This is a genomic window from Streptomyces sp. L-9-10 (assembly GCF_004151105.1).
Lineage (GTDB): Bacteria > Actinomycetota > Actinomycetes > Streptomycetales > Streptomycetaceae > Streptomyces.
Genome location: NZ_PHRF01000041.1, coordinates 364,380 through 376,195 on the forward strand (window position 1 = coordinate 364,380; position 11,816 = coordinate 376,195).

The 11,816-nt window shown below is 68.6% G+C and carries 13 protein-coding genes and 1 pseudogene; 7 read left to right on the top strand and 7 right to left on the bottom strand.

The genetic code is table 11. From position 1 onward, the window contains the following. The first annotated feature begins 6 nt into the window (after window positions 1-6). The gene (locus CU044_RS12110; RefSeq protein ID WP_129768511.1) at window positions 7-513 is read left to right on the top strand and encodes a hypothetical protein; all 507 of its coding nucleotides are present in this window, start codon (window positions 7-9) and stop codon (window positions 511-513) included. Between the two features lie 115 nt (window positions 514-628). On the opposite strand, the gene CU044_RS12115 is transcribed toward CU044_RS12110, so the two are convergent. The 7 genes from CU044_RS12115 to CU044_RS12145 all read right to left on the bottom strand — a co-directional run bounded on the left by CU044_RS12115 (window position 629) and on the right by CU044_RS12145 (window position 6,471). Further along, window positions 629-1,936 (bottom strand): site-specific integrase, encoded by a 1,308-nt coding sequence (locus CU044_RS12115; RefSeq protein WP_129768512.1) that lies wholly within the window; start codon window positions 1,934-1,936, stop codon window positions 629-631. Next, window positions 1,936-2,160, bottom strand: a complete 225-nt coding sequence (locus CU044_RS12120) for a helix-turn-helix domain-containing protein (RefSeq protein ID WP_129768513.1) — start codon at window positions 2,158-2,160, stop codon at window positions 1,936-1,938. Before CU044_RS12120 ends, CU044_RS12115 begins: the two co-directional genes overlap by 1 nt. After that, window positions 2,160-3,605 (bottom strand): replication initiator, encoded by a 1,446-nt coding sequence (locus CU044_RS12125; RefSeq protein WP_129768514.1) that lies wholly within the window; start codon window positions 3,603-3,605, stop codon window positions 2,160-2,162. The genes CU044_RS12120 and CU044_RS12125 overlap by 1 nt, the downstream gene beginning before the upstream one ends. 148 nt (window positions 3,606-3,753) lie before the next feature. Further along, window positions 3,754-4,503, bottom strand: a complete 750-nt coding sequence (locus CU044_RS12130; protein ID WP_129768515.1) for a DUF2637 domain-containing protein — start codon at window positions 4,501-4,503, stop codon at window positions 3,754-3,756. Between the two features lie 36 nt (window positions 4,504-4,539). After that, complete coding sequence (locus CU044_RS12135; RefSeq protein WP_129768516.1) at window positions 4,540-5,931, bottom strand: cell division protein FtsK; 1,392 nt, start codon at window positions 5,929-5,931, stop codon at window positions 4,540-4,542. 1 nt (window position 5,932) lies between these two features. After that, window positions 5,933-6,121, bottom strand: a complete 189-nt coding sequence (locus tag CU044_RS12140; protein WP_129768517.1) for a hypothetical protein — start codon at window positions 6,119-6,121, stop codon at window positions 5,933-5,935. Further along, window positions 6,118-6,471, bottom strand: a complete 354-nt coding sequence (locus tag CU044_RS12145; RefSeq protein ID WP_129768518.1) for a hypothetical protein — start codon at window positions 6,469-6,471, stop codon at window positions 6,118-6,120. Before CU044_RS12145 ends, CU044_RS12140 begins: the two co-directional genes overlap by 4 nt. A gap of 164 nt (window positions 6,472-6,635) precedes the next feature. Between CU044_RS12145 and CU044_RS12150 the strand changes: the two genes are divergently transcribed. From CU044_RS12150 to CU044_RS40175, 6 genes and pseudogenes are all read left to right on the top strand, one after another. Further along, window positions 6,636-7,529 carry a GntR family transcriptional regulator gene (locus CU044_RS12150; protein ID WP_129768519.1) on the top strand — a complete coding sequence of 298 codons (894 nt, stop codon included), beginning with the start codon at window positions 6,636-6,638 and terminating at the stop codon, window positions 7,527-7,529. Window positions 7,530-8,115: 586 nt separating this feature from the next. Next, complete coding sequence (locus tag CU044_RS12160) at window positions 8,116-9,366, top strand: helix-turn-helix transcriptional regulator (protein ID WP_129768521.1); 1,251 nt, start codon at window positions 8,116-8,118, stop codon at window positions 9,364-9,366. A gap of 157 nt (window positions 9,367-9,523) precedes the next feature. Then, entirely contained in the window at window positions 9,524-9,862 is a 339-nt protein-coding gene (locus CU044_RS12165; RefSeq protein WP_129768522.1) for a hypothetical protein, read from the top strand. Then, window positions 9,855-10,142: a hypothetical protein gene (locus tag CU044_RS12170; RefSeq protein ID WP_129768523.1), complete on the top strand. Its 288-nt coding sequence runs from the start codon at window positions 9,855-9,857 to the stop codon at window positions 10,140-10,142. The genes CU044_RS12165 and CU044_RS12170 overlap by 8 nt, the downstream gene beginning before the upstream one ends. Window positions 10,143-10,761: 619 nt before the next feature. Continuing rightward, window positions 10,762-11,235 (top strand): hypothetical protein, encoded by a 474-nt coding sequence (locus tag CU044_RS12180; RefSeq protein WP_240045506.1) that lies wholly within the window; start codon window positions 10,762-10,764, stop codon window positions 11,233-11,235. An 18-nt stretch (window positions 11,236-11,253) separates the two neighbouring features. Next, window positions 11,254-11,591, top strand: a pseudogene (locus CU044_RS40175) (hypothetical protein); the annotation flags it as partial. Between the last annotated feature and the right edge of the window lie 225 nt (window positions 11,592-11,816).

Sequence of the window (11,816 nt, forward strand, 5' to 3'; positions counted from 1 at the left end):
GGAGAGATGAGCTTCTCTGTGTCGTTCAATCCGGCCGTGCAGTCTGGTGCTGCGGCTCCTGCTCTAGCGAGTCTGGAGCCGGGTGACGATTACGAAACCCTCGTCATGGAGGCGTGTAGCGCCCTCTCCGATGCTGGAGGCAGCAGATTCCACATTGGCGGTTTCGGGAACGATGAGTGGCCGCTCGATGTCGGGTATGACTTGTCTGCCTTCATGGAGCAGTTCCCGTCGCTGATGGCGAGTGTGCGTGAACGTCGCGAAGTCGAGGTGGATCTTTACTCGCAGGGTATCGAGAGGACTTTGACCTTCCGTCCAAGCGAGGACCTGGTGATGATTCACTGCGAGTCGCGGACCAATTGGGTTCCAAACCCAGAGTTCGAGAGCATTGCGCAAAGTGAGCTAGTCGCGATGCTCTCGAAATTGGCCGAAGACTTCGCACGGGGGTTGAAGGCGATTAAGTTCGACCTGTCGGAGGCCGCACCATTCGATCGTTGGCTGGAGGGTGAGGTGTAGCCTCACGGCCCGATCCTGCAATCCACGTGTTGGATAGCAGTAGCAAAATTGAAGCCCCGCCAGGTGTGTCTGGCGGGGCTTCTGCGGTGAGTGACGGCAGTAGTTGACGGCAACGTCAGTGGACGGTGGCTCCGCACAGCGGCGGGTCATCGCCGTTGTCGCGGGTCGACTCGTTGCTGCCAGGGATGTCAAGGGCGGTGCCGAGGGTGTCTATGGCCTGGCGCTGGAGGCGGAGTCGCACATGGGCGTAGACGGTGGCGGTGACGCCGATGTGGGCGTGGCCGAGGAGTTCCTTGATCACGACGAGTTCGACGCCCTGTTCCAGGAGCAGGGTGGCGGTGGAGTGTCTGAGGTCGTGGAAGCGGATGCGGCGGAGGCCGGCCTTACGGAGGAGTGTGGTGAAGGTCCGGGTGAGGTTGGTCGGGTCGATCGCTCTTCCCTGCGACGTGGTGAACACGTACCCGTTGTGCTGCCACTCGGCGCCCGCCGTGTCACGGTCGCGCTGCTGCTCTTCGTGGCGGTGCTTCAGCGACTGGATGCAGCGGTCAGGGAGGGCGATGCGGCGCTCGGAGGCCCGAGTCTTGGTTGGCAAAGCGGTGAGGCCGTCTGTGTTGGTGCGCTGCAATGTTCGGCGGATGGCAGCGGTGCCCTGGTCGAGGTTGAGATCTTCCCAGCGGAGACCGAGGAGTTCACCCTTGCGGAGCCCGGTGTGGAGAGCGAGTTCGAACAGGGCGTGCAGCCGGTGTTCGTTCGCGGCGGAGAGGAACTGGCGGGCTTCTTCAGCGGTGAGTGGTTCGAAGCGTCGGGGCCGAGGCGTGCCGGTGCGGACGTTGCGGGCGACGTTGCGCGGGATCTCCTCCTCGCGCACGGCGTGTTCCAGGGCGGACTTGAGGACGGAGTGGATGTAGGTCAGCGTCAGCGGCGAGAGCCGCTTGGAGCAGCATGTTCCGGTGGCGCAGCAACGGGGTTGATCGCGGCCGGCGTCGATGTTGCGGGCACAGCACTGGCAGGTGGTGCGGAGTTGGTTGAGCCAGGTGCGGACGTCCTTGGCGGTGAGCTTGGTGAGCTTCTTCTTGCCCAGACCGGGGATGAGGTAGTTGTTCACGCAGGCGGAGTAGCGGGTGTGGGTGTTCTCGCGGAGGTGGTGGACGGCAACGGCCTCCAGCCAGTACGTCAGGTACGCGGCCAGGCTGCCCTGAGCGGACGGGATGGGGAGGCCGCGGTTGCTGTTGGCGATCTTTTCGGTGAGCTTGGCTAGGGCTTCCTTGCGGGTGGTGCCGTAGACGCGGACGCGGCGGCGGGTGTTGCCGGGGGCGAGGACGTATCCGGCGGCCTCCCAGCGGCTGTCCTTGCGCTGGTAGACGGTGCCGTCGCCGTTGGCGCGGACGCGCCGGGAGGCGGGGGTATCGCGGGGTGTGGTCATCAAGCGGCTTCCTGTTCGAGTCGGGTGCGGATGAAGTCGGTGAGGGCGTGGGTGGGGATGCGGCGGGCGCGGCCGAGGGTGATCGAGGTGAGCTGGCCGGTGCGGAGCAGGTCGTAGACGGCGGAGCGGCCGAGCTGGAGGCGGGCCATCACCTGGGGCACCGTGAGCAGATCCAGCGCCGGTGCCGCCTCTGTGCGGAGGACGGTGGGCGGGGGCGAGATCATCAGCAGCCCCCTTCCGCGATGAACTGCCGTTCCAGTTCCTTGCGGTGCCACACGCCGGCCGCGAGGAGCGCGGCGCCGGGGCTGTAGCCCGAGCCCAGGTAGTCCCACCGACCGACGACGAGCGTGGTTGTCGGGTCCGGCTCGGGCAGGCCGGTGTGGGTGCGGGCCTGTTCGGTGCGCCAGGCGCGGCGGGCGTCGCGCAGCGCGCCGAGGGTGGTGGAGTAGCGGCGGGACTTGGTGGAGAAGTGGCCCCGGAAGCCGAGCATGTGCGCCCACTTCCAGAGCTTGAGATCGGCGAACTCCGGCAGCTTTCCCAGCTCCCAGCAGGTGCGGATCATCTGCCGCACGTGCCGGGCGACGGCGAGCCGGGGCAACGGCCGGGCCTGCCCGGTGCCGCCGCAGGCGGTGCACGGGAGCGGGGTCCCGTGGGGGAGGACGGTGGCGCCGCGTCCCTGGCAGGGGCGGCAGAACAGGGCGCCGTCGAGGGTGCCGGAGGCGTCGGCGGACTTGGTGGCGTATTTCGCCACGTAGGCGGCCACGGCCTGGTCGGTGAGTTCGGCGTCGGTGCCGAAGGAGGCGATCTCGCGCACGTCGAACTGTTCGCCCCAGCCGAGTTCGCGTTCCCCGACCGCATCCGAGGCGACCGTGACGCGGACCCGCGCGGCGGCGGCGCGGGCGGCCTTGGTGAGTACGGCGACGGTGGCGTACGGCGGCGGGGGCTGGCTGCTGCCGTCCGGGCCGTCGAGTCGGATGACGGCGTGGAAGTGGACCAGACCGCGCTGCTGGTACTCGGCGACCTTGGCGAAGGACACCCGCAGGACCGCGCGGGCCGCCTTCTGGGTCATGCCGAGCCCGGCGGCGATCTCGCGGCGCAGGTAGGTGGTGAAGCGGGCCCACAGCGTGGAGGCGTAGGCGTTGAACAAGACCGCGCCTTCGTAGTCGTACGTCGCGGGGTTCAGCGGCGTCCCGATCAGGGCGTCGTTAAGTTCGTGGAGCTTGCGGCAGCGGCAGGGCCGGATGTCGCCGCCGGGGGTGGTGAGGCGGTTGTGGACGGGGCCGAAGGATGGCGGGGTGAGGGTGACGAAGACGCGGGGGTGGGTGCGGACGGTGTCGGGCACGTTCTTGCCGCCGGAGAGGCCGGCGCGGATGAGGTGGTAGGTGTCGGCGGCGTAGAGGCGGGAGCAGGCCGGGCAGCGGGAGGCTCGGCGGTTACCGCACGCGGTGAGCAGGCTTCCCGTGGGCTCGTCGGAGGAGGTGTAGGAGCGCAGCACCTCACCGGTCGTGGTGTCGACGGTGGTGCTGTGGCCGGTCAGGCGGACGGGTTCGGTGCAGCCGCCGAGGTGTTCGATCTGCTGCTGTGCGCGGTCGAAGTCGGGGTGGTTGACCAGGTGGAGCAGGTCCCGTACGGCGGGGCTTGCCACGTGGTGCAGGTCCAGGGTGACCATTCGGGGCGGGTCCCTTCTGCTCGGGTGGGGCCCCGAGCAGCAACCAGACCGTCAGGGAGGCGTGTTGGTGTTGCTCGGGGCATGACGAACCAGCCCCGGGAGCGGGCGTGGGTTCAGCGAGGGGGATGCGGCCGGTGAGGGCCGGGGCTCAGAGCTGAGCGAGTGCGGCGGTGGCCACCGGCAGGGCGACGCCCATACGCGTTCCCAGGTGGGCGGCGCTGATCGGTGAGCCGTGCTCGGCGCGGTGGGCGTCCGCGATGCGCCGGGCCGCGTCCAGCAGGGCGGCCGGCAGGGCCGGGCCGGGGGCGGGACGAGCCGTCTTGGCGACGGCGACCGGTGGAACGGCGGCCGGAGCCGGAGCAGGCTCCAGTTCCTCGGCCGGGGCAGTGACGAAGGCCGGGACGGTCGTCGTGGGTGCCGGTTCGGGCGGGGGCGCTTCGTCGGGCACCGGCTCAGGGGTAGGGGTGGGGGCGGCCTCCAGACGCGGGGTGGGGCGGGTGAGGGTGTGGAACTGGGCGAGGAAGGCGGGGCCGACGTGGCCCCAGCCGAGGAGCAGGAGCGGAGCGACGGTGTCCAGGCAGGCCCGTCCGTAGCGTCCGGTCAGCAGCGGTTCGGCGGTGTTCAGCGCGAGGGTGAGCAGCCCGCACAGGTGCAGCAGCCGGGTACCGGCCCGCAACTCCGCCTTCGGGACGCCGCGCAGGGCGAGGAAGCGCAGCGCGACCAGGAGCCCGACGACGGACATGTCCACCATGGGAGCGATCAGCGGCGCAATGGGGCGGGGGACGCCGAGCCGCAGGGCGAGCGCCCAGACGTTGCCGAAGGAGAAGACGAAGGCCAGCGCGGTGATGACCGCCATGACCACGGTCACGGTGCGCCGGGTAAACCGTTCCTCCGCCATGCCTTCAAACTCCTTTCTGGCGTGTACTTTTCGGCGTCACTTGGTGAGTGGGGACAGGGGCATTGCCGTCCGACCGGTCGAGCGGAGAAGAGTGTCCAGGCACAGATCCGGGTCAGCGGTCAGGTGCGAGGTGTCCTCGGCGACGCGGGCGGCGTCGGCGTCGGCGACGTAGGGGGTGCGGATGCGGGTGTAGCCAGGGCGGCCCTGCGTCGCCATCACTGCGACGCCGACGTAGGCGGGGTCCTGCAAGGTCACCGGGCTGGCGTCGGGCCAGTTACGGATGTCGTCCCCCAGCGCGGCCACCGCGGCTTCCACCGTCTTCTGCGCGAACGACAGCCCGACGGGGCACACGTCACGGATAAACGTGGGGAGGGCGTCGCCGGTGGTCTTCTGGCTGATCAGGATCACCAGGATGCCGACGCTGCGGCCCTTCTTGACCAGGTCCTCCACCAGGCGGGCGTTCTCCGCCGTCAGCGCGGCCAGACGTTTCGGCTCGGCGTCGCTGCCCTTGTATTCGCGGAAGAACGTGTGCGCCTCATCGATGATCAGGACCGTGAGCGGCCACTGGGGAGAGGGGCCGACGTGCCACATGTTCTTCACGCCCAGCACGTCACGGATGGTCGCCGAGCGCCGCTTGCGCAGCTCCACCAGGCGCTTGAACAGCGCGTTCGCTTCGTCCAGGTCGTCACCGCAGAAGGCGAACATCCGCTTGACCAGGTCGGCGTAGTCGCCCTCCGAGGCACGTGACACCTTCCCGTCCGCAGTCGCGATCTGCACGGCCGGGGAGGGTGCGAAGTCGCAGACGAACTTGTTGACCCCCGAGGTCTTGCCCGCACCCGGGACGCCGGCCACCGTCACCCCGGGCACGTTGGCCAGGGACACGCACACCTTCGCGGCGTACTCGTCGATGCCCAGTTCCCAGCGCGTCAGGTCCGCGGGCGGGCAGCCGGTGGGGCGGTGCGTGGTCGGCGTGGTCAGGGGGTCGGAACGCACGCCCCGGATCAGCACCCGTCCGGGGCCGTCCGGCAGTACGGAGACCCGCGTGCACCGCCAGGCGTCCGCCAGGAACCGCGCCGACTTCTGGTACTCCTCCAGTCCGACCTGCGGCAGCGTGCGCGCCCGGACGATCACGCCGAACCGGTCCGGCGTCACCTTGATCCGGGGAGTCAGCACCCGGGGCGCGGGGGCAGGACCGTCCTTGGACGCGGTGATCTGCGCGAGCAGGCCCGGGGTTTTGTCGGTGACCGTCAGCCCGGCCATCCGCGCAAGTCGTACCCAGCCCCAGCGGACCCGGACGGCCTGCCGCATGCTGACCCGTGTGCCCCGGTCGGCCCGCACGTAGCGCACCACCGTCACCAGCAGCCACACACCGACCAGCACGATCGCGACCAGCAGCGCATCCGGCGCGTACTTCGTCACGGCTTCCACGTCACGCCCCCTCTTCGCGTATCAGGCCGAGCACGTGCCCCAGGTCCAGGCGGGCCGCCTGCTCCGGGCGCAGGCCGAGCAGATCGAGCACCGCAGCCGAGACGGTGAACGTGGCCTTGCCCTCGGTCCCCGGCAGGTGCCGGAGCGGGGTCACCTCCCGCTCCGGCACGGACTTTTCGAAGCGGATCACTGGGCCGCCTCCACCGTGACCAGCTCCAGGCGGGCGGCGCGGTAGGCGACGCCGTCGGAGAGCTGACCGTTGAAGATCCGTGCCCACGGGGTGGCGAACAGCTCCACCGGCCGCACCATCGCCCCCGGCTTGAGGCCAGCGGCCAGGCCGGTCTCCGGGACCGTGATCTTCAGAACCTCGGCCCGGCCGTCCTCCATGAGCATCACCGTCACCGTGTACAGCGACGCACCGGTCTCCCGGTCGGTGGCGACCTCCCCGGTCTGCTGGTCCTTGATCTTCAGTACCGGGTCGGTGCCCGCGATGCACACCGCCGACGGCAGCAGGGCAACACGGATACGGGTCATGGCCATGCCATCACATCCTCGTTCGATGGAGCCGCTTGATCGACTCGCCATGACCATAGCGGCACACCCGCTACACCCGCAACACTCGATTCGTATCGATACACCGATACGGCTGGAACGCCGAGGACGCCCGGGTGTGCCGCGAGTGCCGACGCCGCTACCCTCGTGCCATGAAGCTGCCCCTGGGAGAGGACCCCCGGCCGCCGTACGTCCAGGCCGCCGACGTCCTGCGCGCCGCCATCCACGACGGCGAGCTACGCCCAGGCGAGCGGCTCCCCGCCGCGCGCGAGCTGCAGAAGCGCTTCGGCATCGCCAGCTCCACGGTCCAAAACGCCCTGCGGCTGCTCAAGGAGGAGGGGCTGATCTACTCGGTCCTGGGCCGGGGCAGCTACGTCCGAGTGCCGAAGCCGATGGCACCCGCCGAAGCGAAGGCAGACGCCGTTGAGGAAGACGGGGTCGATCCTGGCGAGTCCGATCCTGAGTACATCGGTCTCGGCGACCTCCGACGCGGTTGGCGGACCGCCGACAGTCCTGCCGACGATCCGCGCCCCCCGTACGTGCGGACTGCGGACGAACTCCGCAAGCAGATTCAGGACGGCCGACTTGCGCCGGGCGCCAAGCTCCCGTCCGCCCGCGACCTGCAAGCTCAGTACGGCATTGCCAACTCCACCGCACAGAACGCCCTGCGGGTCCTCAAGGAGGAGGGGCTGATCTATTCCGTGCAGGGCCGGGGCGTCTTCGTTCGCCAGCTCAGCCCGCGCGATCAGTTCCTCAAGCGCTACAACGAGGGGCTGGAGGAAATGGCGGCGCAGCGCCGTGCGGACGAGGAAGCGGTGCGGCTCAGCGGAAAGAGCGATGACGAGGTTGCCGCCGAACTCGCCGCCGCCGAAGAACGATTCACCAGGGCCAGCACCGAATTCGAAGACGCCACCGCCCACCGCGACGCCATGCGCGCCGTCATGGAGCAACGTAAGCGCCTCAGCGGTAACTACACGCCAGAAGAGACTGCCGCCAAGGCCCAGCGCCTGCACGACCGGCTGAACGAAGGCAGACGCCGCCGCTGAACCGGCCGCACCCGGCGCAGTGGCAGGACACGCAGCACGGGGCGAGCTGTTCAGAGTTTCTTTACTTGATCAAGGCGGCCCGCTGGCGCGGCCCGCGCGCGCTCCGGCCCCGCGGGGCCGCCGCCCGCTCCTGTCTCCGCCTCGCTGGCGACGGCCCCGCCGGTCCGGGCGCGCAACAGCCAGCACAGCGAAGCACCTGGGGCGCTGCCCCAGACCCCGGCTCTCTCTCTGAGGGGCAGGGGGCCCGAGTGCGGGTGCAGCTTCGTCGTGGTGCGGGGTCGAGGTCGCGGGAGGGGTCCCTCGTCGCCCGGTCACCGGAGGCGTACCAGGAACCCCCGGGGGCCGCCAAGGCCGAGCGCACGCGTCACGAGGTGAGCCTTGGCGGCCCCCGGGGAACCCTGGCACGGCGAAGCTGCCCGACCGACGAGGGACCCCGGCCGCTCAGGCCCGGATACTGCCGGGGCCCGGCAGGACGGCGGTGCATGCCGCGTCGGGGTGGGTGATCGCTCCGGGGTGGGTATCTGCCCGATAGCCACCGGTTGTTGCGCCCGTCCGGCGTACCGTGGCGCTGGAGGTGGTGAACGCGATGACTACGGAACTGGCCGACAACGTCCGAAAGTACCGACGCCGATCCGGGCTGAGCCAGGAGGAACTGGCCCACGCCGCAGGCATCTCTCCGGGCACGGTCCGCAAGGTCGAGCAGGGCGGCACCGTCCGCATGGAGACCCTGCACGTCCTCGCCCGCGCCCTGGGCGTCACCACCGCGACGCTGCTGGCACCGGACGCCCCCGAGCCGGTCGGCCGCGCGGAGGACGCGAACCGGGTCAACCTGATCCAGCTCCGCGCCGCCCTCACCCCGCCGGTAGGGATCGCCGACGACCTGGCCGGCGAGCGGGCCGATGAGGAACCCAACCTCCGTGGTTTCCGCCGGGCCGTGCAGGACGGGGCACTGCTGTACCACTCCGACAGCTACAAGAGCGTCGCCTCCCAACTCCCCGCACTCCTGCGGGACGCCAACAGCGCGGTCGCCTTCTTCGACAGCGGCGAAGAGCACCGCCAGGCCGTCCTGGCCCGTGCCGAGACCCTCCAGCTGGCCGGGCGCTACCTGACCCAGGTACGCCAGTACGACCTCGCCTATACCGCTCTGTCCGGAGCTATCACCGACGCCCGTCATGCCGGAGAGCAGCTCACCGGCGCATCCGGCGTGATCGGCATGTGCTGGCTGCTCCTGCGCCAGGGACGACTGGACGAGGCCGAACAGCTCGCCGCCCGCACCGCCGACCTGATCGAGCCCAGGCTGTCCCGGGCCACCCCGGACGAATGCGCCGCCTGGGGATGGCTGGCCCTGCGCGCCGCCGCTGCCGCAGGCCGCAACAACCGCCCCCAGGAAGCCCGCCACTACCACCGCATGGCGAACACGGCAGCCGCCGCCGTCGGCAGGGAGCACACCGGATCGTTCTTCCGCCACTGGACCACCTTCGGCCCGCTGACCGTCGGCATGAAGGACGTCGAAGACGCCATGATCCTGGGTGACGCCCGCACCGTCGTCCGCAAGTCCAGCCAGGACGCCATGTCCCCCAAGGCGTGGAAGAACACCGGACGCCCCAGCGACGACAACTGGAATCGCCACCGCATGGACGTCGCCCGCGCCCAAGCCCGCACCGGTGACCTCACCGCCGCGATGGACGAGCTGGCGGGAGTCCGCCGTGCCTCGCCGGAATGGCTGCGGCATCAGCGGATGGCCGCCGAGACCATGCAGGAGATCCTGAAGAAGCGCAAGCGCACCCTCACCGCGGAGATGCGCGAGATGACCGCCTACCTGGGCGTCGTCGGATAGCTGCCACGCAGCGTGGCACTTCGCGCTCGATCACCCCCCAACTGCCCTGCTGTGCACATGGAATGACGACTGGTCACGCACGTACGGTCACCGTGTCCCAATCAGCGAACCCGGTCGGGGGTGCACGGTGAGCCAGCCCAGGAGTGACGCGGACCGCATGCGTCGCAGGGAGTTGTACGACGCGTCCTCGGGAATTGCAGGCCCCCGCCTGCTCCCGTGGACCACGCCCGAGGGGAAACCCTGCTACCTCAGCACCAATGGCACGGGCTACCTCACCAGCCTCGCCGACAGCATCGAAACCGTGCAGCTCGACATGGGTGAGGAGCTGCTGACGTACGCCCGGGACATCCTCGCCCCCGGCGCGAAGACGGTCTCGGGCACCGAATACCGCTGGCTCGCCCGCCGACTGAGCGAAGCCCTCACCGACGCCCTCCGGGTTGCCGACTCCCGAGGCCGGCGCATCCCCGATCCGGACGAAGCAGCCGACGATGCCTGACCAGACGGCTACCGGCGCACCCGGCCAGAGCGGCGCGCGAGGGCGCTACCGGTTCCGCGAGTACCACGTGACCACCCGCGCCGACCCCATGGCGCTGCCCACCTACGAGGCGCTCTGCGTCACCGGCGAGGAACACAACTGCGGCTCCGAGTCCGGCACCCTCCACACCCCGGACGAACTGACCCGCTGGATCGCCCAACACTGCGCCCGAACCGATCACCAGCAGTACGAGCAGACCGTCCGCGCCATACTCCGCGCCGAACCCGGAGCGTGGCAGTAAAGTCCCCCTGCGCCGACACCGCGCCAGCGGCAGCACCACCGAGCGCCCCGCGCTCCTGACGGCAGTAGCGACGGCAACACCCACGGATTCCCCCGCACAACCACGGACACCAGCGGAACCCGAAACCACCGCTGATCTGCGAATACGCAGATAGAGAGGGGCCGCGTAGCACACGTACTATGTGCTGGCGGGGGCTACGCCGGTACTTGTTCACAACAGCAACTGCGGAATTGGTCGGGAGCTGATCGGTGACGAGAGGTCGGATCACATCCTTGATGGTCACAGGTACCCTGGGGCGCCGGGTAAGGACGCTTTCCCGAAGGGGTGGTCTGATGACCAGATTTTGGATGCTATTGCTGACGTGGTGACGAGTCCAAATAGTCAAAGGACCTGGTACAGGGGATCTGCTGTGCATGCCGAGAGAACCCTGAAGACCAGGAAGGGCGAACCTGCGGTTCAGAATGTGATCGGGTCAGTGGGAGGGGTGAGAATGCTGGTGCGTTACGAACCTCTCACTGGGAAGGTGCTCACAGCGTTCCCGCACTGAGGAAATAGTTCAATCGATCCGGGTGTAGCGTCTTCGATGATTGGAGGATTAATGGAGAGAGGTGCGAATCTGATGGAACTCTTGCATCGCTTGGATGACCCCGAATGTCCAGAAACGCCAGCTGACTACGATGCAGCCGATGCTGCAGCTTCGTTCAGCCGTCTGGCTGTGCAGGTTGGTTCTCGCTTCTCGACGCCTTGTGAAATCGATCGAGACATCCAGGACTCCGCTCAGTATGGACGGATCGAAGTGCCGGGGGAAGCCACAGTCTGTGGGACGAGGATCGTTGTCCTGGTGAGCAAGTTCAAGCCATTGGCAATGGTGGCGGCCGATAACCCTGGTGCCTTCCTGGGCACGGATGAAGCGCACGCTGAAGGCGAGCTCGACGCGAATGACCTTGAGAAGGTAGAGCACGTTCTTGCTGAATCGGGGTACATCACGATTCCGGAAGAACTTCTTACAAGGAAATATGGCGGGCCCACTCTCCTGCGTTTCCACGGTTCTGGGGAGCCGAGTTGGTGGGACCGGTTCTTCGGTTCTTTCTGATGGGTCTCAAGTATCGGGTTCCGTAACGCCGGCCTGGCCGCGACCTGCAAGGGCGTCACCGTGCCGGCCGACGGCGCCTACATCAACACCGGGCTGGTCGTCCCGCACCGCAAACGCCCCGGACGGGCCCTGCTGCCCGGTGAAGAGGAGGACAACGCAGAGCACCGCAAAGTCGTCCTCGGAGGTGGCCTCGGCGAGGAAGTCGTCCACGCCGGCCTCCTCGGGCACGTGTCGAGCGCGCCTTCGCCCGCATGAAGCACTACAAGATCTTCCGCGACTGCCGCCAGCGCGGCAACGGCCTTCACTACGCAGTGCAAGCCGTCGCCCACATGCATAACCTCGCCCTGGCTGCATGAGCAGACAGGCCACGATCCCCGCTTTGACCTGCCCGGACCCTGCCTTCTGCAACACGCTTTAGGGCGTGTTGCGAAAGTAGCGCCGTCCGCCCGCAGGCCAGGCGGGACTTTCGCAGCACGGCCTAGATGTATTGATCACGAGCGTTGTTGACAGTGCCGGGTCTTGATCATGGCGAAGACCTCCGGTGTGGTGGAGGTGTCTAAGCTGCACCGCACACGGAGGTC